The organism is Streptomyces phaeolivaceus, assembly GCF_009184865.1.
Classification (GTDB): Bacteria; Actinomycetota; Actinomycetes; order Streptomycetales; family Streptomycetaceae; genus Streptomyces; species Streptomyces phaeolivaceus.
Genome location: NZ_CP045096.1, coordinates 1,320,156 through 1,342,437 on the forward strand (window position 1 = coordinate 1,320,156; position 22,282 = coordinate 1,342,437).

A 22,282-nucleotide genomic window follows, 5' to 3' on the forward strand; every position below is an offset into this window, starting at 1 on the left:
TGCAGCGCAACTGCCTGACAGCGCACTGGCGCGCGGCATGTGCCGGGCCCCGGACGGGCATCCCGACCGAACCGAGCAGCCCACCCACCTGTCACGGCCGCCGTCGGACGGTGTCAAGGGCCCTCGGCCCCGTACGACCGCCCGCCCGGCCTCACTGACTGTTCGTTCCGAAGTCCTCGGGCGAGATCTGGTCGAGGAACTCGCGGAACTTCTCCACCTCGTCCTCCTGCTCGTCCGGGATTGCGATGCCCGCGTCGTCGAGCACCCCGTCACTGCCGAAGATCGGCGTCCCGGTGCGCAGCGCCAGCGCTATGGCGTCGGAGGGCCGGGCACTCACCTCAACCCCACTGGCGAACACCAGCTCCGCGTAGAAGACGCCCTCACGCAGGTCGGTGATGCGCACTTCCGTGAGCTCCTGGCCGACGGCCTCCAGCACGTCCTTGAACAGGTCGTGGGTCAGCGGTCGCGCGGGGGCCATGCCCTGCTGGGCGAAAGCGATCGCCGTCGCCTCCCCCGGCCCGATCCAGATGGGGAGGTAACGGTCGCCTCCCACTTCGCGCAGGAGCACGATCGGTTGGTTGGAGGGCATTTCGACCCGGACACCTACGACATCGAGCTCGTTCACACAGCAACCCTAGGCCGTGCTCGGGATGTTTGGGTAGTCGGGCTCGGATCGGCCCACCGATCCGCCACGGGCGAACACCGCACCTCAGCGGAGCCGTACACCCAGCGCGCTCTGCACGAGCGCGGCGTGCAGCTTCACCGTGAGCCCCGCCAGTTCCCTCGTCCTGTCCTCCGCATGCGCCCTGGTCTGCGGATTCCGGTGCAGCCGCAGAGGCGCCACGACCTGGTCGACGAGCCCCGCCTCACGGTCCGCGGCGGCCCGCATCACCCGCAGATGCCGGGGCTCGATACCGAACCGCCCCAGTTCCACCACAAGCGTGGCGACAGTGAGGGACTCGGCGTCGAACGACCCGTCCGGCAGCGGGGCCACCAGCCCGTACGACTCCCACTCGGCCAGCTGCTCCTCGTCGATCCCGGCACCGGCGACCAGCTCACCGCGCCCGATCCGGGCGGCCGTCGCCTCCTCGGGCTCCCCGAAGCCGAACAGCTCGCTCAGACTCTCCCCGTCACCGGCGTCCCGCTGACGCCCCACGGACGGCAACCGTACGTCCTCACCGCGCTCCAGGGCCTCCAGATACTCGCGGATGACCTTCAGCGGCAGATAGTGGTCCCGCTGCATCCTGAGGACGTGTCCGAGCCGCTCGACGTCCCCGGCGCTGAACTTGCGATACCCCGAGGGGGTCCGCTGCGGCTCGATGAGCCCTTCCGACTCCAGAAAACGGATCTTGGAGATCGTTACCTCGGGGAACTCCTCACGCAGTGCGTTCAGCACCGTGCCGATGCTCATCAGGCCACTGTCCGCGGCGGTGGTGCCGTGGTCGGCACCACCGCTCGTTGTTCGAAGCATGGACCTTCCCTGGGGTCCCCCCGGACATGGTCCGGGGGAGGGTCAGTAGCCCCGCTGGCTCGCGTAGAAGACCAGCCGGTACTTGCCGATCTGCACCTCGTCGCCGTTGTGCAGGGCGACCTGGTCGATCCGCTCACGGTTGACGTACGTGCCGTTCAGGCTGCCGACGTCGGCGACCGTGAACGAGCCGTCCTGGCCCCGGCGGAACTCCACATGGCGACGCGACACCGTCACGTCGTCCAGGAAGATGTCGCTCTGCGGGTGACGGCCCGCCGTGGTCAGATCACTGTCCAGCAGGAAACGGCTGCCCGCGTTCGGACCGCGGCGCACGACCAGCAGCGCCGAGCCGAGCGGCAGCGCGTCGACGGCGGCCTGGGCCTCCGGGGAGAGCGCCGGCAGCTGGGTCTGTCCGGTGACCTCGGAGTCATAGGCCTCGAGGCCGGAGATGGAGATCGTCGAGGTCGTCTCGGAGGGACGCTCGGCGGTGGCCCCGGCCCGCAGCGGAGCACCGCAGTTCGAGCAGAAGCGGCTGTTCTCCGCGTTGCGGTTACCGCACCTCGTACACACCAGGGCCGACATCGACGGATCCTCCTGCCGCGGCTGCCCCGCCGGGGCATGGGACGCATACGGGTCTGAAGTAAACCCTCCACCCGTACCTGAGGCTGACGGTTCCCCGAAACCTATGCGGCCCGACTGGGCAGGGTCAACAGACGGCGCGCCCTGACCTCCGGAAATGTCACCTCCCGGACCAGCGACCTGGTCCCGGAACATGGGGCGCTCACCGCCCTGGCCCTCCGCTTCCGAAGGCTGCGCGCGATGGCGGGAGGTCGCGTTGCCGCTGCCCTCTCGCGCGCTCTTGCCGAACAACTTCGCAAACAACTTCACGGGCGATTCCCCTTGACCGAAACAGACCCGCCCGTGGGGCAGGACGAACCCTGACTGAACACACCGGCCGAGCCGGACAACCTCACAACGTCCGTATCCACCAGACAGTTTCCACCACGCACCACCCATTCGGTGCGCCGACCCCCCGCAACCTCATGCCCTCGCCGGACGGGCCCTATGCACCTGCGGTTCACTGGGAGGACGACCGAGCGTAGTCAGGCTGCTTCGCCGCTCGCAAAGCGTCCACGACGATCTTGTCCGCCCGCTGCACGGTCACGGTGGCCTGCTCCTTCTCCAGTGTCTGCACCACGCCTCCGGGGATGTTCAGTGCGGGTTCGAGGTCCTGCGGGTTGCCGATGACCTTGAAACGAAACGGCTGGGTGATCTTGTTCCCGTCGACACTGATTCCCTCACCGGAATCGGTCAGATAGGTACTGGCCACGACCCGTACACCGTTCACCTGGATCGCCTCCGCGCCGGCCGCGCGCAGCTCCTGGATCGCGTCGAGCAGCATGTCCGCCTCGACCGTCCCCTTCGTGTCGTCGATCGTCAGTGTGATGCCGGGTCCCTGCGCCGCCACCGTGCCCGCCAGAATGCCGAGTTGCCGCTCCTTCTCGACCGTCTGCTTGCGTGCCTCCTCGGCCTGGTCCGAGCTGTTCTCCAACTCGGTGCGCTGATCCTCGAGACCTTGCTTCTCCTCCTCCAGACGCTGTGTACGGTCATCCAGTTCATCGAGGATGCGTACGAGGTCCTCCTGACGGGCTCCGCGCAGCGCGCTGTCGTCGTTGGTGGAGGCCACCTGGATGGCCAGTCCGAATCCGAGGCCGAACAGCAGGAGGGCGACGATGAGTTGGGCGCGGGTGAAGCGCGGTGGCCACAGTCCCTGAGCCAGCCGCTGCCGCCCGGTCACCTTGTCCTGCTCGTCCCGAGGGGCCTCACCGGGCTCCTCGGCGGCCGTGGAAGGCACCTCCTGGGGCAGTTCCCGGCGCAGCCGGGTCGTCGGGGAGTCGTCCTCTCCCCCACCCTGAGTCGGCTTCGGCCTCGGTGTCTCGTCCCGTTCGTTCATCGGCCTCACGCCCGGAACACGTGCCGGCGGATCGCCGCGGCGTTGGAGAAGATACGGATACCGAGGACGACCACGACGCCCGTGGACAGCTGGGCGCCGACGCCCAACTTGTCGCCGAGGAAGACGATCAGGGCGGCCACGACCACGTTCGACAGGAAGGACACCACGAAGACCTTGTCGTCGAAGATGCCGTCCAGCATCGCGCGCAGACCGCCGAAGACGGCGTCGAGCGCCGCGACCACGGCGATGGGGAGATACGGCTCGACCACCGCCGGTACCTCGGGCCGGACCAACAGTCCGGCCACGACTCCGAGGACGAGGCCCAGTACGGCGATCACGATGTGCCCTTCTCTGTGCTGGGTTCTGCTGTTCGTACGATCACGCTCGGCGCCGCCGGCACCTTGATGTCGTCCTCGGCGGAGATGCTCGTCCGGATGCCGAAGTTCTCCTGGAGGGCGTGCAGATACAGCCCGTCGGGGCTGTTCTGGAACCTGGTGCTCAGTCGTTGCCCGTCCCCCACGGCGAGGATCGTGTAGGGCGGTGCCAGTGGCTTGTTGTCGACCAGTATCGCGTCGCCGGCGGCCCGGATCGCCGACAGCGCGGTGAGCCGCTGCCCGTTGATCGAGATGGCCTCGGCGCCCGACGCCCACAGTCCGTTGACGACCCGCTGCATGTCCCGGTCGCGCACCCGACCGGTGTCCGAGAACCCGGACGTCTCCCGGGGGTCGCCGTCACCGCCCTGCGCGGCGCTCTTGGAGTCGTTGACGACGAGCCGGACCCCGGGGCCGTGCACTTCGACGGCGCCCGACAAGATGCCCACCAGGTCGTTCCCGTCGCTGCCGCCGTCCTCCTTGAGCGCCCTGCGCTGGCGTGCGCTCACATCGTCGCGGAGTCCGTCCACGGAGTCCTCCAGCTTGTCCGCGGCGGCGGTCTCCTGCTGGATGCGGTCGATGAGCTCCTCGCGCTCCTTGGCCACCACCGGAGCGCTTATCCGCGCCTGCGCCGCACCCACGGTCACCACCAGGGCGGCGAGCACCAGACCGACCGCGAGCCCCAGCTTGGCCCGTACCGTCTTCGGCAGGCCCTCGGTGCCCGCGGCCTTCCGGCGGGCGGCGGCCTCGGCGTATCCGTCGTCGAGGCTGTGATCCATGACGTTGGTGAGCAGCGACATGGAGGCGTCCGGACGCGACGGGCGCGCGGGTGTGCTCCGAACGGGGGGCTGCTGCGGCATGCCTCACATCGTCGCACGTCGCGGCCCCTACCTCCGAATGGCCCCACCCGCGTGCCGGACAGGCCCCGTTGGGGGCACTTGTCCGGCACGCGCGCGTGCGAGACGGTTCAGCGGCCGGCGCTGTCCACGACCGCCGACCACTCGTCGAGCAGGGCCTGCGCGGAGGCGTCGTCGGGTCCTTCGGCCCACAGATGTGTGACCGCCTCGGCCGGGTCGGGCAGCACCATCACCCACCGGCCGTCGGTCTCCACGACCCGCACCCCGTCGGTCGTGTCCACGAACCGGTTCCCGGCCTCCTCCACGACCCGGCGCATGACCAGGCCCTTGACGGCCCACGGGGTGGCGAGGTCGCGCTTGAGGACGTGCGCCCGCGGAATCCGCGCGTCGATCTGGCTGAGCGTGAGCTGCGTCCTCGCCACCAGTCCGATGAGGCGTACGAAGGCCGCCGCCCCGTCGAAGACACTGCTGAACTCGGGCACGATGAACCCACCGCGCCCGTCACCGCCGAAGATCGTCGTCTCGTCCCCGCCGACCCGTGTGAGGTCGTCCGGCGAGGTGGTCGTCCACTCGACCTGGGTGCCGTGGTAGGCCGCGACCTGCTCACCGATCCTGGTCGTCGTCACAGGGAGCGCCACCCGCCCACTCCGCCGCTCGGCGGCCACCAGGTCGAGCATGACCAGCAGGGCCCGGTCGTCCTCGACGATCCGTCCCTTCTCGTCGACGAGGGACAGCCGTTCGCCGACCGGATCGAACCGCACGCCGAACGCGGCCCGCGAGGACGCCACGATCTCGCCCAGCCGCACCAGCCCCGACCGCCGCATGTCGCCGGTCTCCGTCGGCCGGGACTCGTCGAGTCCGGGGTTGATCGTCAACGAGTCGACGCCCAGCTTCCCGAGCAGGCTCGGCAGCACGAGCCCGGCACTGCCGTTGGACGCGTCCACGACGACCTTGAGCCCCGACTCGGCGATCCCCGTCGTGTCGACGTTCCGCAGCAACGACCCGGTGTACGAGTCGAACACACTGGCAGGGAAGTGCAGGTCCCCGATCTCACCGGGGAACGCGCGCCGGTACTCCTGCCGTGCGAACACCCGGTCCAGCTTCCGCTGGCTGGCCTGCGAGAGGTCGGACCCCTGTCCGTCGAAGAACATGATGTCGACCGAGTCCGGAACCCCCGGCGTCGTCCGGATCATGATCCCGCCGGCACTGCCCCGCGCGGTCTGCTGCCGCGCCACCGGCAGCGGTACGTTCTCCAGGTCCCGTACGTCGATGGCGCTGGCCTGCAGCGCCGAGATGACCGCCCGCTTCAGCGCACGGGCGCCTCGGGAGTGGTCGCGGGCGGTGGTGACCGTGGAGCCCTTCTTGAGGGTCGTCGCGTACGCGCCCGCGAGTCTCACGGCCAGCTCGGGGGTGATCTCCACATTCAGGATGCCGGAGACTCCGCGGGCACCGAAGAGATGCGCCTGCCCCCGGGATTCCCAGATCACCGAGGTGTTGACGAAGGCACCGGCCTCGATCGTCTTGAAGGGATAGACGCGTACGTTTCCCTGGATGATCGATTCTTCGCCGACGAGGCACTCGTCACCGATGACCGCGCCGTCCTCGATCCGTGCGGCTCGCATGATGTCGGTGTTCTTTCCGACCACGCATCCGCGCAGATTGCTGTGCTGCCCGATGTAGACGTTGTCGTGAACGACGGCCTTGTGCAGGAAGGCCCCGCTCTTCACGACGACGTTCGAACCCACGACGGTGTGCTCACGGATTTCCACGCCGGCCTCGACCTTGGCGTAGTCCCCGATGTACAGCGGCCCGCGCAGTACGGCGTCGGGGTGCACCTCGGCGCCTTCCGCGATCCACACGCCGGGCGAGAGCTCGAATCCGTCGAGTTCGACGTCGACCTTGCCCTCCAGCACGTCGGCCTGAGCCTTCACATAGCTCTCGTGTGTGCCGACGTCCTCCCAGTAGCCCTCGGCGATATAGCCGTAGACCGGCTTGCCCTCCTTCATCAGCTGCGGGAAGACATCTCCGGACCAGTCGACGGGGACATCGGCCTCGACGTAGTCGAAGACTTCGGGCTCCATCACATAGATGCCCGTGTTCACGGTGTCCGAGAAGACCTGACCCCAGGTCGGCTTCTCCAGGAACCGCTCGACCTTGCCTTCCTCGTCCACGATCGTGATACCGAATTCCAGAGGATTCGGTACCCGTGTCAGACAGACGGTGACCAGTGCACCCTTTTCCTTGTGGAAACTGATGAGTTCGGTGAGGTCGAAGTCCGTGAGGGCATCGCCGGAGATGACAAGGAACGCATCGTCCTTCAGCGCCTCTTCGGCGTTCTTGACGCTCCCGGCGGTACCGAGTGGCTTCTCCTCATTGGCATAAGTGAGCTCCATACCGAGCTCCTCGCCATCACCGAAGTAGTTCTTGACGAGTGACGCCAGGAACTGGACAGTAACGACGGTCTCGTTGAGCCCATGCCTTTTGAGCAGCCTCAGCACGTGCTCCATGATCGGGCGGTTCGCCACGGGCAGGAGCGGCTTGGGCATGCTCGAGGTCATGGGGCGAAGGCGTGTGCCTTCACCTCCGGCCATCACGACGGCCTTCATGTCGGAAGCGTCCTCCTTGAAGAGACGACGGTCTAGCCGACTTCACCCGTCCAGATTGTCCCGCACATTTCCGAAGCGGGCCATCGAGCCACTACAGCCGCCCTATCGGGCGGGCTCAATCGGCCATGGCGTCCGCACTGACGAGTCGGCGGACCTGCACCACGTAGAGGATTCCTGCCCACCAGTACAGCGTTGTACCCCATCCGGCGAACGCCCATCCGAAAATAGCAGCGAGTGACGAGATCCATCCACTTCCGTCACTGAGCAGCAGCAACGGGAAAGCGTACATCAAGTTGAAGGTAGCCGCCTTCCCCAGGAAGTTCACCTGCGGCGGCGGATAGCCGTGCCGCCTGAGGATGCCCACCATCACCAGCAGAACCAGCTCCCGCAAGAGCAGTACAGCGGTCAACCACAATGGCAGGATCTCGCGCCAGGTGAGTCCCACGAGAGTCGACAGAATGTACAACCTGTCAGCCGCGGGATCGAGGAGCCGGCCAAGACTGCTGATCTGGTTCCAGCGCCGGGCCAGCATGCCGTCCAGATAGTCACTGACGCCGCTGAGAGCGATCACCAGGAACGCCCAGCCGTCGACCTTGGGGCCGCCGAACTCGGGCCAGAGAACCAACCACAGGAAGACGGGCACGCCAACGAGCCGCGCCATGCTGAGAATGTTCGGGATGGTGAGGACCCGGTCCGTCTGGACCCGGGTCTCCTGTACCTCCACCCGGGGGCCTCCTGTGGGAAATGAGCCAACGATGCACCCTGACCCTACCTCAACGCAAAAAAGCTCCGGCTCCTGGGCGGTTTGCCCAAGAGCCGGAGCTATAAAGGGAGTTCGGCGGCGTCCTACTCTCCCACAGGGTCCCCCCTGCAGTACCATCGGCGCTGTAAGGCTTAGCTTCCGGGTTCGGAATGTAACCGGGCGTTTCCCTCACGCTATGACCACCGAAACACTATGAAACACTCAACCGCACCACCCAGTGGCCCTGGGCGGGGTTGTTCGTGGTTTCAGAACCAACACAGTGGACGCGAGCAACTGAGGACAAGCCCTCGGCCTATTAGTACCAGTCAACTCCACCCGTTACCAGGCTTCCATATCTGGCCTATCAACCCAGTCGTCTACTGGGAGCCTTACCCCATCAAGTGGGTGGGAATACTCATCTCGAAGCAGGCTTCCCGCTTAGATGCTTTCAGCGGTTATCCCTCCCGAACGTAGCCAACCAGCCATGCCCTTGGCAGAACAACTGGCACACCAGAGGTTCGTCCGTCCCGGTCCTCTCGTACTAGGGACAGCCCTTCTCAATATTCCTGCGCGCGCAGCGGATAGGGACCGAACTGTCTCACGACGTTCTAAACCCAGCTCGCGTACCGCTTTAATGGGCGAACAGCCCAACCCTTGGGACCGACTCCAGCCCCAGGATGCGACGAGCCGACATCGAGGTGCCAAACCATCCCGTCGATATGGACTCTTGGGGAAGATCAGCCTGTTATCCCCGGGGTACCTTTTATCCGTTGAGCGACGGCGCTTCCACAAGCCACCGCCGGATCACTAGTCCCGACTTTCGTCCCTGCTCGACCCGTCGGTCTCACAGTCAAGCTCCCTTGTGCACTTACACTCACCACCTGATTGCCAACCAGGCTGAGGGAACCTTTGGGCGCCTCCGTTACCCTTTGGGAGGCAACCGCCCCAGTTAAACTACCCATCAGACACTGTCCCCGATCCGGATCACGGACCCGGGTTAGACATCCAGCACGACCAGACTGGTATTTCAACGACGACTCCACCCGAACTGGCGTCCGAGCTTCACAGTCTCCCAGCTATCCTACACAAGCCGAACCGAACACCAATATCAAACTGTAGTAAAGGTCCCGGGGTCTTTCCGTCCTGCTGCGCGAAACGAGCATCTTTACTCGTAGTGCAATTTCACCGGGCCTATGGTTGAGACAGTCGAGAAGTCGTTACGCCATTCGTGCAGGTCGGAACTTACCCGACAAGGAATTTCGCTACCTTAGGATGGTTATAGTTACCACCGCCGTTTACTGGCGCTTAAGTTCTCAGCTTCGCCAAGACGAATCCTGACTAACCGGTCCCCTTAACGTTCCAGCACCGGGCAGGCGTCAGTCCGTATACATCGCCTTACGGCTTCGCACGGACCTGTGTTTTTAGTAAACAGTCGCTTCTCGCTGGTCTCTGCGGCCACCCCCAGCTCAAGCAGCAAGTGCTATCACCGGTGATGGCCCCCCTTCTCCCGAAGTTACGGGGGCATTTTGCCGAGTTCCTTAACCATAGTTCACCCGAACGCCTCGGTATTCTCTACCAGACCACCTGAGTCGGTTTAGGGTACGGGCCGCCATAAAACTCGCTAGAGGCTTTTCTCGACAGCATAGGATCATCCACTTCACCACAATCGGCTCGGCATCAGGTCTCAGCCTCCATGTACGACGGATTTACCTGTCGCACGGCCTACACCCTTACCCCGGGACAACCACCGCCCGGGATGGACTACCTTCCTGCGTCACCCCATCACTCACCTACTGCAAGTCTGGTCCGTCGGCTCCACCACTCCCCTTTGCCCGAAGGCTCCGGGGCGGCTTCACGGACTTAGCATCGCCTGGTTCAGTGTTTGACGCTTCACAGCGGGTACCGGAATATCAACCGGTTATCCATCGACTACGCCTGTCGGCCTCGCCTTAGGTCCCGACTTACCCTGGGCAGATCAGCTTGACCCAGGAACCCTTGGTCAATCGGCGCAAACGTTTCTCACGTTTGTATCGCTACTCATGCCTGCATTCTCACTCGTGAACCGTCCACAACTCGCTTCCGCGGCTGCTTCACCCGGCACACGACGCTCCCCTACCCATCCCAGCCCCCGTTGGGGGTATCTGCTGGAATGACACGACTTCGGCGGTACGCTTGAGCCCCGCTACATTGTCGGCGCGGAATCACTAGACCAGTGAGCTATTACGCACTCTTTCAAGGGTGGCTGCTTCTAAGCCAACCTCCTGGTTGTCTCTGCGACTCCACATCCTTTCCCACTTAGCGTACGCTTAGGGGCCTTAGTCGATGCTCTGGGCTGTTTCCCTCTCGACCATGGAGCTTATCCCCCACAGTCTCACTGCCGCGCTCTCACTTACCGGCATTCGGAGTTTGGCTAAGGTCAGTAACCCGGTAGGGCCCATCGCCTATCCAGTGCTCTACCTCCGGCAAGAAACACACGACGCTGCACCTAAATGCATTTCGGGGAGAACCAGCTATCACGGAGTTTGATTGGCCTTTCACCCCTAACCACAGGTCATCCCCCAGGTTTTCAACCCTGGTGGGTTCGGTCCTCCACGAAGTCTTACCTCCGCTTCAACCTGCCCATGGCTAGATCACTCCGCTTCGGGTCTTGAGCGTGCTACTCAAACGCCCTGTTAGGACTCGCTTTCGCTACGGCTACCCCACCCGGGTTAACCTCGCAACACACCGCAAACTCGCAGGCTCATTCTTCAAAAGGCACGCAGTCACGACACAAGGACAAGTCCTTGTGCGACGCTCCCACGGCTTGTAGGCACACGGTTTCAGGTACTATTTCACTCCGCTCCCGCGGTACTTTTCACCATTCCCTCACGGTACTATCCGCTATCGGTCACCAGGGAATATTTAGGCTTAGCGGGTGGTCCCGCCAGATTCACACGGGATTTCTCGGGCCCCGTGCTACTTGGGTGTCTCTCAAACGAGCCGCTGATGTTTCAGCTACGGGGGTCTTACCCTCTACGCCGGACCTTTCGCATGTCCTTCGCCTACATCAACGGTTTCTGACTCGCCTCACAGCCGGCAGACTGTGAAAGAGAGATCCCACAACCCCGTATACGCAACCCCTGCCGGGTCTCACACGCATACGGTTTGGCCTCATCCGGTTTCGCTCGCCACTACTCCCGGAATCACGGTTGTTTTCTCTTCCTGCGGGTACTGAGATGTTTCACTTCCCCGCGTTCCCTCCACTTGCCCTATGTGTTCAGGCAAGGGTGACAGCCCATGACGACTGCCGGGTTTCCCCATTCGGACACCCCCGGATCAAAGCCTGGTTGACGACTCCCCGGGGCCTATCGTGGCCTCCCACGTCCTTCATCGGTTCCTGGTGCCAAGGCATCCACCGTGCGCCCTTAAAAACTTGGCCACAGATGCTCGCGTCCACTGTGCAGTTCTCAAACAACGACCAACCACCCACCACCCCGCCTTCACAGACGAGTTCACTGGGGTCGGCGTCGAGGGGATTCATTCCCTCAGACACCCAACAGCGTGCCCGGCATCTTCGCCACTCCGGTCAGCTTTCCACGCCCCGAAGGACAGTACTCACAGCCTGAGATGACTGACGATGCCGAATAATCAACGTTCCACCCATGAGCAACCAGCATCAGACGTTCGCTGATGAACTGGCCTCTGACCTCACCCCGGAGGGATCGGTGAGAAGTGCTCCTTAGAAAGGAGGTGATCCAGCCGCACCTTCCGGTACGGCTACCTTGTTACGACTTCGTCCCAATCGCCAGTCCCACCTTCGACAGCTCCCTCCCACAAGGGGTTGGGCCACCGGCTTCGGGTGTTACCGACTTTCGTGACGTGACGGGCGGTGTGTACAAGGCCCGGGAACGTATTCACCGCAGCAATGCTGATCTGCGATTACTAGCAACTCCGACTTCATGGGGTCGAGTTGCAGACCCCAATCCGAACTGAGACAGGCTTTTTGAGATTCGCTCCGCCTCACGGCTTCGCAGCTCATTGTACCTGCCATTGTAGCACGTGTGCAGCCCAAGACATAAGGGGCATGATGACTTGACGTCGTCCCCACCTTCCTCCGAGTTGACCCCGGCAGTCTCCTGTGAGTCCCCATCACCCCGAAGGGCATGCTGGCAACACAGAACAAGGGTTGCGCTCGTTGCGGGACTTAACCCAACATCTCACGACACGAGCTGACGACAGCCATGCACCACCTGTACACCGACCACAAGGGGGCGACCATCTCTGGCCGTTTCCGGTGTATGTCAAGCCTTGGTAAGGTTCTTCGCGTTGCGTCGAATTAAGCCACATGCTCCGCTGCTTGTGCGGGCCCCCGTCAATTCCTTTGAGTTTTAGCCTTGCGGCCGTACTCCCCAGGCGGGGAACTTAATGCGTTAGCTGCGGCACCGACGACGTGGAATGTCGCCAACACCTAGTTCCCACCGTTTACGGCGTGGACTACCAGGGTATCTAATCCTGTTCGCTCCCCACGCTTTCGCTCCTCAGCGTCAGTAATGGCCCAGAGATCCGCCTTCGCCACCGGTGTTCCTCCTGATATCTGCGCATTTCACCGCTACACCAGGAATTCCGATCTCCCCTACCACACTCTAGTCTGCCCGTATCGAATGCAGACCCGGGGTTAAGCCCCGGGCTTTCACATCCGACGCGACAGACCGCCTACGAGCTCTTTACGCCCAATAATTCCGGACAACGCTCGCGCCCTACGTATTACCGCGGCTGCTGGCACGTAGTTAGCCGGCGCTTCTTCTGCAGGTACCGTCACTTTCGCTTCTTCCCTGCTGAAAGAGGTTTACAACCCGAAGGCCGTCATCCCTCACGCGGCGTCGCTGCATCAGGCTTTCGCCCATTGTGCAATATTCCCCACTGCTGCCTCCCGTAGGAGTCTGGGCCGTGTCTCAGTCCCAGTGTGGCCGGTCGCCCTCTCAGGCCGGCTACCCGTCGTCGCCTTGGTGAGCCGTTACCTCACCAACAAGCTGATAGGCCGCGGGCTCATCCTTCACCGCCGGAGCTTTCAACTCCCTGCCAGGAGGCAGAAAGTATTATCCGGTATTAGACCCCGTTTCCAGGGCTTGTCCCAGAGTGAAGGGCAGATTGCCCACGTGTTACTCACCCGTTCGCCACTAATCCCCACCGAAGTGGTTCATCGTTCGACTTGCATGTGTTAAGCACGCCGCCAGCGTTCGTCCTGAGCCAGGATCAAACTCTCCGTGAATGTTTACCCGTAATCGGGTGCACACATCACGAGAGCGGAACCACCGGAGGAATGATCCGATGGTTCACAGCGTCCTCGCTGTGTTTTCTTCAAAGGAACCTCGTCCCAGCAGAAGCTGGAGACGGGGTATCAACATATCTGGCGTTGATTTTTGGCACGCTGTTGAGTTCTCAAGGAACGGACGCTTCCTTCGTACTCACCCGAGAATCTTCTTGGGCTTTCCTCCGGGCGCTTCCCTTCGGTGTTCCAAACTCTATCAGTGTTTTTCCGGCCCCCTGACCACCACCCTGCAGACATGCAGAAGGTGACCCCGAGATAGGATCTGAGCGAGATTGGTGCTGCCGGGCGCAGACACAGAGTGTCGGTCACCCCCAGGCAGGAGTACGACTCTACATGGGGCCGCGGAGCGCGTGCAAATTACTTAGCGGGGTGGTCTAGACCTCTAATGCGGAGCTATCGTGCGGAACGGGTACTTCAACCGACCTACCCTGCTGATCAGCGCGCCGTCCGGGACGAGCACTGACGGTGTCCCTGTAGATCTCCACCTGGGAGGCTTCCCATGACCACCGTGACGTCCCCGCTTGCCGGACGTGCCATCGGACTGGCCGCCGTACCGGACCCCGTCTTCTCGGGAGCGATGGTCGGCCCCGGCACCGCGATCGACCCCGTACGTGAGGCGGGCGAGGCTGTGGCCCCCATCGACGGAGTCATCATCTCCCTGCACCCGCACGCGTTCGTCGTGGTCGACTCCGAGGGACACGGGGTGCTGACTCACCTCGGTATCGACACCGTGCAACTGAACGGTGAGGGCTTCGAACTGCTCGTCAACAAGGGAGACACCGTGCAGCGGGGGCAGGCCGTGGTTCGCTGGGACCCCGCCGCCGTCGAGGCCTCGGGCAAGTCCCCGGTCTGCCCCGTCGTGGCACTGGAGGCCACGGCCGATGCCCTCTCCGCACTTCGCGAGGACGGCGAAGTGAAGGCCGGCGAGACGCTCTTCGGCTGGCAGTGACGTCGGGGCCGTGCCGGCCCCCAATCTTCCGCAACCACCGCGGCGGCGGGACCCGCCGCACTATCGGAGACAGGTGAGATGGAGACAACGCTGCGAGGCGTCGGTGTGAGCCACGGTGTGGCGGTCGGCGAGGTTCGGCATATGGGAACGGCGGTGCTGGAGCCGCCTGCCAAGCAGATCCCGGCGGAGGACGCGGAGCGCGAGCAGGGACGCGCACGTAAGGCGGTGGACGCGGTGGCCGCCGATCTGATCGCGCGCGGCAACCTGGCCGGGGGCGAGGCCCAGGCGGTGCTGGAGGCCCAGGCCCTGATGGCCCAGGACCCCGAGCTGATGGCGGATGTGGAGCGCCGTATCGCCGTGGGGAGTACGGCGGAACGTGCCGTCTACGACGCCTTCGCCGCCTACCGCGCGCTGCTGGCCGGAGCCGGCGAGTATCTCGCGGGTCGCGTGGCCGACCTCGACGATGTGCGGAATCGTATCGTCGCCCGGCTGCTCGGGGTTCCGATGCCGGGGGTGCCGGACAGCGACGAGCCGTACGTGCTCATCGCGCGTGACCTGGCGCCCGCGGACACCGCGCTGCTCGATCCGACGCTCGTGCTCGGTTTCGTCACCGAGGAGGGCGGGCCGACCAGTCACAGCGCGATTCTGGCGCGGGCGCTCGGGGTGCCGGCCGTGGTCGCGCTGCCCGGGGCCGGGGAGCTGGCCGAGGGCACGGTGATCGCCGTGGACGGCAGCACCGGTGAGATCTTCGTGAACCCGAGCACGGAGAAGAAGGCCGAGCTGGAGGCCGCGGCGGCGGCGCGGAAGGCCGCGCTGGCCGCGTCGAGCGGGCCGGGGGCGACGTCCGACGGGCACAAGGTTCCGCTGCTGGCCAATGTGGGCGGTCCCGCCGATGTGCCGGCGGCGGTGGAGGCCGGGGCCGAGGGTGTCGGGCTGTTCCGTACCGAGTTCCTCTTCCTGGACGACAGCAAGACGGCGCCGTCCGAGGAGAAGCAGATCGAGGCGTACCGGCAGGTGCTGGAGGCCTTCCCCGAGGGGCGTGTGGTCGTGCGGGTGCTCGACGCGGGCGCCGACAAGCCTCTGGAGTTCCTGACCCCGGCCGACGAGCCGAACCCGGCGCTCGGTGTGCGCGGGCTGCGAACGCTGCTCGACCACCCCGACGTGCTGCGGACGCAGCTGACCGCGCTCGCCAAGGCCGCCGAGGGGCTGCCGGTCTACCTCGAGGTCATGGCGCCGATGGTCGCGGACCGCACGGACGCCAAGGCGTTCGCCGACGCGTGTCGTGAAGCGGGGCTGCGGGCCAAGTTCGGTGCCATGGTGGAGATTCCGTCGGCGGCGCTGCGCGCGCGGTCGATTCTGCAGGAGGTCGAGTTCCTGTCGCTGGGGACCAACGACCTCGCGCAGTACACCTTCGCGGCCGACCGACAGGTGGGTGCGGTGTCTCGGCTGCAGGACCCGTGGCAGCCCGCGCTGCTCGACCTGGTCGCGCTGTCCGCGGAGGCGGCGAAGGCCGAGGGCAAGAGCTGTGGGGTCTGCGGTGAGGCCGCGTCGGACCCGCTGCTCGCGTGTGTGCTGACCGGTCTGGGTGTCACCTCCTTGTCCATGGGTGCGGCGTCGATTCCGTATGTGCGGGGGACGTTGGCGAAGTACACGCTGGCGCAGTGCGAGCGTGCCGCGGCGGCGGCGCGTGCGGCGGACACGGCCGAGGAGGCGCGCGCCGCCGCTCAGGCTGTGCTGTCGGGCGAGTAGTCACGGAGGACGGTCGGTCTGCCGACCGGTCGGTGTCGAGGGGCGCTCCACCTGTGGGTGGGGCGCCCCTCGCCCGTTCAGTGGGTGTGTCCGTCCGTGGCGGGGCCTCCTCCGCCGTGGTCGTCCCCGAGGTCGGGTGGGGTGCTGTAGTCGACGCCGGACTCGGGGGAGACGAGGTCGCCGGATTCCATGTCGGTGCAGTAGGCGTCGAAGACCTCGCCCGCGGTGAGGGGTTCGAGGCCGTCGCCGCGCAGACGCCAGCCGTAGACGCGGTCGGTCGTGTCCGGGGCGGTGGTGCGCATGACGAGTCCGCCGGGGCAGCGGGTGGCGAGGCCGACGGCCAGGACCGTGGCGAATTCCAGGGCTTCGGACTCGTCGAGTCGGGTGGCTCCTTCGTCGTCCTCGTCGGCGCGGAGGGCGGCGGCCAGTGCCTGGGGTTGGGCCGAGACGCTGCAGACGAGGTGGCGTTCGCCGGGGCCGGCGGTGTCGAGGACGCGCTTGAGGAGGTGCATGGCGCGGGAGAACGCGGCGCGTCCGATGTCCTCGCCGCAGGAGGCGCACTCGCCGATCCGGGCGAGGAGGGTGGTGGCGTACTCCCAGGTGGCGAGGCGGACGGCTTCGTCGATCAGGTCGGGGACGAGCTCGGCGAGGGGCTGGCCCTCGTAGGGGACGGCGGCGCCTGTCGCGGCCAGTTCGGCGGTGAAGCGGGTGCGGCTGGTCGGTGTGTCGGGTTCGAGGCCGGTGTCGGCGCAGAACTCGGCGTACTCCTCGGGGTCGAAGAGGGCGACCGTGGTGTGGTTGCCCTGCGCGGCGAGTGTCCTGAGCAGGGCTTCCATCTGGTGGAGATAGGTCGTGTGGTCGTCGAAGGTGAAGCTGCGGTAGCGCCGCATCGCGGTGAAGTCGTGTGCGTCGGCGAGCAGGCCGATGGTGCCGGCGATCTCGCGGCGCAGGACGCGTCGCATGCTCTGGTGGCTGGTGTGTGTCATGGCTTCCCCCTGTGTGCGAGCGGTCGATCAATGCTCACTCACAGTAATCGTGGCCACTGACAACGCTCCTCGACCGCCTCCTGTCGCCCCTCGGCCGAGGGTGATCAGGCGCGCTCGCGGGCCAGGGCCTCGTAGAAACGCAGGAGGTCGAGGTTGTCGATGGAGCCGGGGTTGACCGCCTTTTCCAGGGGGGTGCCCTGGAGGAGTCGTTTGACGGGGACCTCGATGCGTTTGCCGGTGAGGGTGTGGGGGACGCCGGGGACCTCGATGACCTCGTCGGGGACGTGGCGCGGGGAGAGGTGTTCGCGGATGGTGCGCTTGATGCGGTCGTGGAGGGCTTCGTCGAGGGTGGCGCCCGGGGCGAGTTGGACGAAGAGGGGCATCCAGTAGCCGCCGTCGGGCTGTTCGATGCCGATGACGAGGGACTCCTTGATCTCGGGGAGGCGTTCGACGGCTTCGTAGATGTCGGCCGAGCCCATGCGGACGCCCTGGCGGTTGAGCGTGGAGTCGGAGCGGCCGTGGATCACGACGGAGCCGTGGGAGGTGAGGGTGATCCAGTCGCCGTGGCGCCAGACGCCGGGGTAGGTGTCGAAGTAGCTGTCGTGGTAGCGGGTGCCGTCGGGGTCGTTCCAGAAGCGGATCGGCATGGACGGCATGGGGTTGGTGACGACGAGTTCGCCGACCTCGTCGGTGAGGGGTTTGCCGCTGGGGTCCCAGGACTGGAGGTCGGTGCCGAGGCCGGGTGCCTGGAGTTCGCCGATGTGGACGGGGAGGGTGGGGACGGCTCCGGCGAAGCAGGAGCAGACGTCGGTGCCGCCGCTGACGGAGGCGATCCACAGGTCCTCGCGGACCTCGTCGTGGAGCCAGCGGAAGCCGTCGGGCGGGAGCGGTGAGCCGGTGGTGCCGACGCACTGGACGCGGGAGAGGTCGTAGTCGCGGCCCGGGTGGATGTCGGCCTTGCGGCAGGCCATGACGTAGGCGGCGGAGGTGCCGAAGAGGGTGGCGCCGGTACGTTCGGCGACGCTCCACTGGGCGCCGGTGTCGGGATACCCGGGGCTGCCGTCGTACAGGACGACGGTGGTGCCGGTGAGGAGGCCGGAGACGAGGAAGTTCCACATCATCCAGCCGGTGGAGGTGTACCAGAAGAAACGGTCCTCGGGGCCGAGGTCGCAGTGCAGGCCGAGCTGTTTGAGGTGTTCGACCAGGATGCCGCCCTGGGACTGGACGATGGCCTTGGGGAGGCCGGTGGTGCCGGAGGAGTAGAGCACCCACAGCGGGTGGGCGAAGGGGACCTGTTCGAAGGTCGGGGTGATGTCCGCGGAGGTCAGGGCCGACCATTCCAGGGCGCCCTCGGGGGCCTCGGTGCCGAGGACGGGGATGTGGACGACGGCGCGCAGGGTGGGCAGTTCGCGGCGGAGTTCGGCGACGATGTCGCGGCGGTCGTGTTCCTTGCCGCCGTAGCGGTAGCCGTCGACGGTGAACAGGACGACGGGTTCGACCTGTTGGAAGCGGTCGAGGACGCTGCGGGCGCCGAAGTCCGGGGCACAGGAGGTCCAGACGCCGCCGACGGCGGCCGTGGCGAGGAGGGCGGCGACGGCCTCGGGGATGTTGGGCAGATAGCCGCTGACGCGGTCTCCGGGGCGTACGCCGAGGGCGCGCAGTTCGGCGGCGAGGGAGCCGACCTGCCGGCGCAGCTCGGACCAGGTCACGGGGCGGGGTTCGTGGGTCTCGTCGACGTGCAGCAGGGCGGGTTCGTCGGCGCGGGCGTCGGCGGCACGCAGGGCGTGTTCGGCGTAGTTGAGGGTGGCGCCGGGGAACCACTCGGCGCCGGGCATGGCGCGGTCGCCGAGCACGCGCGCGTAGGGGGTGGAGAACCGTACGTCGAACCACTCGGTGACGGCTTTCCAGAACGTCTCGAGTTCGTCGACGGACCAGCGGTGCAGGGCCGGGTATCCGCCGTCGGCGGGGGCTCCGTGGTGTTCGGCCGCCCAGGACTGGAACGCGGTGATCCGGGCCCGTGCGACGCGTTCCGCGTCGGGCTGCCAGAGCGGCGAGGGGTTCGCTGGGGTCATGGGGCGGCTCCCGGGACTGTGCGCGTGGTGAGCGTCGGGCGCGCACGGGCAGGGGTGTGCGCGTGCGGCTGCCACGGACGATGCCATGTGATCGACTTCCGCACCAGGGTGAGCCGCAGATGGACGGGCGGATGAAGATGTGCCATCACCACGGGTGAACGGAAGTTGAACGGCTCACACGATTGGCCGGGTCGGTGGCAGGGTGAGCGGCATGGACGGTCGTGACCTGGTGCGTTCGGTGAAAATGTTCGGTTCCGCGGGGGCGGCTCAGGGGCTGCGCACCGTACGGGCCGCATGGCGCAGGAGGCGTGCCGACGCCGTCGGGTTGCCGGCGCGGGGCGCCGAGCGGGCCCGGGTGCCGGGGCCGGTGGTGGATGTGCAGTCGGGGCCCGGCGGGGGGATCGTGCGGTTCGGGCGGTCGGCGCTGCGGATCACCGTCGATGTGAACGGGGCGGTGTTCTGGGGCTGGGACGGGGCGGGGCCGGAGCCGTCGTACGCGCTCGCGGGCCGGTGTCCGGAGCCGGATCCGCGGGCCGTTCTGGAGCCGGACAAGGACGGCGGCTGGCGGGTCGTGTCCGAGCGGGTGACGGTCGTGGTGTCGCGGCACGGGGCCGTGGAGGTGCGTACGCCCGGTGGGGTGACGCTGCGGCGTGATCTGCCGCCCCGGTGGTGGGAGCCGGTGGGCGGGGGCGAGGCGCGGTGGGTGCAGCGTTCCGAGGTGGCGGCCGACGCGCGGTTCTTCGGTCTGGGTGGCCGGGCGGCGGGGCCCCGGCTGCGTGGCGGAACGTATCGGCTGTGGAACACGGACCCCGGTCACACGTTCGCGCCCGGTGACGATCCGCTGTACATCACGATGCCGGTGCAGATGGTGGTGGCCGACGCGGCCACGCATCTGGTGTTCCACGACACCACGTGGGACGGCACGGTGACGTTGCGGGAGGGCGAGGAGGGGGCCGGGTCGGGGCACGACCGGGCGGGGACGTCCGAGGTGCGGATGGACGGCGGGCCGCTGCGCTGCTGGGTGATCGTGGGCACCCCCGCGCGCGTGCTGCACGCCTGGGCCGCTCTGACGGGGGCTCCGGCGCTGCCGCCCGCGTGGGCGTTGGGGCACCATCACGCGCGCTGGGGCTTCGGGAGCGAGCGGGAGGTGCGGCGGATCGTCGCGGGCTATCGGGAGCACGGTCTGCCGCTCGACGCGGTGCACCTGGACATCGACCACTACGACGCCCATCGGGTGTTCACGGTGGACACGGAGAACTTCCCGAAGCTGCCGGATCTCGCCGACGAGTTGCGGCGGGACGGCATCCGGCTGGTGTCGATCGTGGACGCGGCGGTCAAGGCGGAGCCGGGCGACGCGGTGTACGACGGCGGGACGGCCGAGGACGCGTTCGTGCGGGACGCCGCCGGGCAGGTCGCGCAGGGCCTCGTGTGGCCCGGGGAGTCGGTCTTCCCGGACTTCACGCGTGCGCGTACGCGTGCGTGGTGGGGCGGTCTCTACGAGGAGCGGCTGGCGCAGGGCTTCTCCGGGTTCTGGCACGACATGAACGAGCCGACGTCGTTCACGGCGTTCGGCGAGAACACCCTGCCCCGGTCGGTACGGCACGATCTGGAGGGCCGGGGCGGTGACCATCGCGAGGCGCACAACGTGTACGCGCTGTGCATGGCCCGCGCGGGGTACGAGGGGCTGCGCGAGCTGGTGCCCCAGGAGCGGCCGTTCGTCTTCTCCCGCTCCGGGTGGGCCGGCATGCAGCGCTACGGGGGCACGTGGTCCGGGGACGTGGCGACGGGCTGGCCGGGGCTGCGGGCGTCGCTCTCGCTGGTGCTGGGGCTGGGGCTGTGCGGGGTGCCGTACTCGGGTCCGGACGTGGGCGGGTTCGACGGGAGTCCTTCGCCCGAGCTGTATCTGCGGTGGTTCCAGCTCGGCGCGTATCTGCCGCTGTTCCGTACGCACGCGAGTCTGCGGGCGGGGCGCCGGGAGCCGTGGGAGTTCGGGGAGGAGACCGTCGGGCACGCGCGCGTGGCGCTCGTCGAGCGGCGGCGGCTGCTGCCGTACTTCGTGACACTGGCTCATCTGGCGCGCCGTACGGGGGCGCCTTATGTGCGCCCGTTGTGGTGGGGCGCGCCCGAGGACCGGACGCTGCGCGACTGCGAGGACGCGTTCCTGCTGGGTGACTGTCTGCTGGTGGCGCCGGTGCTGGATCCCGGGGCGGACCGGCGTGCGGTGCAGCTGCCGCGCGGGCGCTGGTACGACACGGTGACCGGACAGGCGTACGAGGGGCCGGGGCAGGTGCTGGACGCGCCGCTGTCGCGGATCCCGGTGCTCGCGCGCGCGGGTGCCGTGCTGCCGGTCCGGGGCGCTGACGGCGGCCTGGAGCTGGAGGTGTGGGCACCCGCGCCCGGACGGACGGGGGGCGGGCTCGTGGTGCCGGACGCGGGCGACGGCTGGGACGAGCCGGAGGTCGAGCGGTACACGGCGCGCCGGGAGGGGCCGCGGGTGGTCGTGGAGCGGGACGGGGAGGTGGGTCCGGTCGAGCCTGCGTATCCCGTGCGGGTACGCGGGCTCGACCGGGAATGAGCCGGGTGCGGCTCGGCGGTGGTTCTCGGCTCAGATGTAGCGGCCGTCGAAGAAGGCCTGGACGGCCAGGGTGTGCAGGGGGAAGGCGAGTTCGGTGGGTCTGCGCAGCAGATGCCAGCCCTCCGTCTCGTCGGTGGCGACGGGCTCCGGCAGCGTGGCGGCCGGGCGCTCCGGGAGGAGCCCGAACAGCAGCAGATGACCGTCGGGTGAGCTCATGGCGTCGGCGAGGCGCACCTCGCGGTCGGCCACGCAGATACCCGTCTCCTCCTTGAGTTCACGGGCGACGGCGTGCCGCCAGTCCTCCCGGTGGTCGATGAAGCCGCCGGGCAGGGCGGTGCCCCCGCGCGCGGGGGCGATGGTCCGTGTGATCACGACAAGGGCGGTGCCCTTGGTGTCGTACACGGGCTGGAGGGCCACCGCGACGGGGAGCGGATTGCGGTAGGCCACTGTGCGGCAGGCCTCACAGGTGCGGGGCCAGCCGGAAACGCCCTCTCCGTAGGGCGCTCCGCAGCTCGAACAGTGCGAGTCGCGTGCGGAGTTGGCGGGTGGGTGTTGGTTCGCGGACACGCGGCGGACTGTATCCGATCATCTGCTGGTCGTCTTACCGGGGCGGCGCAATGCGCCACGCCGGGGAGTCCGCGGATA

At 66.8% G+C, this 22,282-nt stretch carries 14 protein-coding genes and 3 rRNA genes; 3 read left to right on the forward strand and 14 right to left on the reverse strand.

Annotated elements, in window-relative coordinates; all coding sequences use genetic code 11:
* Positions 1-151: 151 nt before the first annotated feature.
* The 11 genes from F9278_RS06335 to F9278_RS06385 form a co-directional block, all read right to left on the reverse strand.
* Positions 152-625: a bifunctional nuclease family protein gene (locus F9278_RS06335; protein ID WP_005475662.1), complete on the reverse strand. Its 474-nt coding sequence runs from the start codon at positions 623-625 to the stop codon at positions 152-154.
* An 84-nt stretch (positions 626-709) separates the two neighbouring features.
* Positions 710-1,471 (reverse strand): transcriptional regulator FtsR, encoded by a 762-nt coding sequence (gene ftsR / locus F9278_RS06340; protein WP_152167388.1) that lies wholly within the window; start codon positions 1,469-1,471, stop codon positions 710-712.
* Positions 1,472-1,513: 42 nt separating this feature from the next.
* Positions 1,514-2,485, reverse strand: coding sequence for an FHA domain-containing protein (locus F9278_RS06345; RefSeq protein ID WP_152167389.1), 972 nt, complete (start codon positions 2,483-2,485; stop codon positions 1,514-1,516).
* 61 nt (positions 2,486-2,546) lie between these two features.
* Complete coding sequence (locus tag F9278_RS06350; protein ID WP_152167390.1) at positions 2,547-3,422, reverse strand: DUF881 domain-containing protein; 876 nt, start codon at positions 3,420-3,422, stop codon at positions 2,547-2,549.
* A 5-nt stretch (positions 3,423-3,427) separates the two neighbouring features.
* Positions 3,428-3,760, reverse strand: a complete 333-nt coding sequence (locus F9278_RS06355) for a small basic family protein (RefSeq protein WP_009343209.1) — start codon at positions 3,758-3,760, stop codon at positions 3,428-3,430.
* Entirely contained in the window at positions 3,757-4,653 is an 897-nt protein-coding gene (locus tag F9278_RS06360) for a DUF881 domain-containing protein (protein WP_152167391.1), read from the reverse strand. Before F9278_RS06360 ends, F9278_RS06355 begins: the two co-directional genes overlap by 4 nt.
* A gap of 107 nt (positions 4,654-4,760) precedes the next feature.
* Positions 4,761-7,256 (reverse strand): mannose-1-phosphate guanyltransferase, encoded by a 2,496-nt coding sequence (locus tag F9278_RS06365; RefSeq protein ID WP_152167392.1) that lies wholly within the window; start codon positions 7,254-7,256, stop codon positions 4,761-4,763.
* A gap of 115 nt (positions 7,257-7,371) precedes the next feature.
* Positions 7,372-7,980: a CDP-alcohol phosphatidyltransferase family protein gene (locus F9278_RS06370; protein WP_033528917.1), complete on the reverse strand. Its 609-nt coding sequence runs from the start codon at positions 7,978-7,980 to the stop codon at positions 7,372-7,374.
* Positions 7,981-8,089: 109 nt separating this feature from the next.
* Positions 8,090-8,206: ribosomal RNA gene (gene rrf / locus F9278_RS06375) — 5S ribosomal RNA — on the reverse strand.
* An 88-nt stretch (positions 8,207-8,294) separates the two neighbouring features.
* Positions 8,295-11,416 (reverse strand): 23S ribosomal RNA (locus F9278_RS06380).
* A 304-nt stretch (positions 11,417-11,720) separates the two neighbouring features.
* Positions 11,721-13,246 (reverse strand): 16S ribosomal RNA (locus tag F9278_RS06385).
* Together the 16S, 23S and 5S rRNA genes form the textbook arrangement of a ribosomal RNA operon.
* A 559-nt stretch (positions 13,247-13,805) precedes the next feature.
* On the opposite strand from F9278_RS06385, the gene F9278_RS06395 reads away from it, so the two are divergent.
* Both F9278_RS06395 and ptsP read left to right on the forward strand, forming a co-directional pair.
* Complete coding sequence (locus F9278_RS06395) at positions 13,806-14,255, forward strand: PTS sugar transporter subunit IIA (RefSeq protein ID WP_152167393.1); 450 nt, start codon at positions 13,806-13,808, stop codon at positions 14,253-14,255.
* Positions 14,256-14,333: 78 nt separating this feature from the next.
* On the forward strand, positions 14,334-16,004 hold the full coding sequence (ptsP, locus tag F9278_RS06400; RefSeq protein WP_152167394.1) for a phosphoenolpyruvate--protein phosphotransferase: 1,671 nt from the start codon (positions 14,334-14,336) through the stop codon (positions 16,002-16,004).
* Positions 16,005-16,081: 77 nt separating this feature from the next.
* Here ptsP and F9278_RS06405 read toward each other — a convergent pair whose 3' ends face one another.
* Positions 16,082-16,990: a hypothetical protein gene (locus F9278_RS06405; RefSeq protein WP_152167395.1), complete on the reverse strand. Its 909-nt coding sequence runs from the start codon at positions 16,988-16,990 to the stop codon at positions 16,082-16,084.
* 104 nt (positions 16,991-17,094) lie between these two features.
* Positions 17,095-19,062, reverse strand: a complete 1,968-nt coding sequence (locus F9278_RS06410; RefSeq protein WP_152167396.1) for an acetoacetate--CoA ligase — start codon at positions 19,060-19,062, stop codon at positions 17,095-17,097.
* Positions 19,063-19,273: 211 nt separating this feature from the next.
* Between F9278_RS06410 and F9278_RS06415 the strand changes: the two genes are divergently transcribed.
* Positions 19,274-21,637 (forward strand): glycoside hydrolase family 31 protein, encoded by a 2,364-nt coding sequence (locus F9278_RS06415; protein ID WP_152167397.1) that lies wholly within the window; start codon positions 19,274-19,276, stop codon positions 21,635-21,637.
* Between the two features lie 30 nt (positions 21,638-21,667).
* Here the strand turns inward: F9278_RS06415 and F9278_RS06420 are convergent, their stop codons facing one another.
* Positions 21,668-22,204 (reverse strand): NUDIX domain-containing protein, encoded by a 537-nt coding sequence (locus F9278_RS06420; RefSeq protein ID WP_152167398.1) that lies wholly within the window; start codon positions 22,202-22,204, stop codon positions 21,668-21,670.
* Between the last annotated feature and the right edge of the window lie 78 nt (positions 22,205-22,282).

What these genes read in the sequence shown, in the direction of transcription:
- ftsR (WP_152167388.1), bottom strand. Translation starts at nt 1,471, where the DNA reads ATGCTTCGAACAACGAGCGGTGGTGCCGACCACGGCACCACCGCCGCG.
- F9278_RS06345 (WP_152167389.1), bottom strand. Translation starts at nt 2,485, where the DNA reads ATGGGTGGTGCGTGGTGGAAACTGTCTGGTGGATACGGACGTTGTGAG.
- F9278_RS06350 (WP_152167390.1), bottom strand. Translation starts at nt 3,422, where the DNA reads ATGAACGAACGGGACGAGACACCGAGGCCGAAGCCGACTCAGGGTGGG.
- F9278_RS06360 (WP_152167391.1), bottom strand. Translation starts at nt 4,653, where the DNA reads ATGCCGCAGCAGCCCCCCGTTCGGAGCACACCCGCGCGCCCGTCGCGT.
- F9278_RS06365 (WP_152167392.1), bottom strand. Translation starts at nt 7,256, where the DNA reads ATGAAGGCCGTCGTGATGGCCGGAGGTGAAGGCACACGCCTTCGCCCC.
- F9278_RS06395 (WP_152167393.1), top strand. Translation starts at nt 13,806, where the DNA reads ATGACCACCGTGACGTCCCCGCTTGCCGGACGTGCCATCGGACTGGCC.
- ptsP (WP_152167394.1), top strand. Translation starts at nt 14,334, where the DNA reads ATGGAGACAACGCTGCGAGGCGTCGGTGTGAGCCACGGTGTGGCGGTC.
- F9278_RS06405 (WP_152167395.1), bottom strand. Translation starts at nt 16,990, where the DNA reads ATGACACACACCAGCCACCAGAGCATGCGACGCGTCCTGCGCCGCGAG.
- F9278_RS06410 (WP_152167396.1), bottom strand. Translation starts at nt 19,062, where the DNA reads ATGACCCCAGCGAACCCCTCGCCGCTCTGGCAGCCCGACGCGGAACGC.
- F9278_RS06415 (WP_152167397.1), top strand. Translation starts at nt 19,274, where the DNA reads ATGGACGGTCGTGACCTGGTGCGTTCGGTGAAAATGTTCGGTTCCGCG.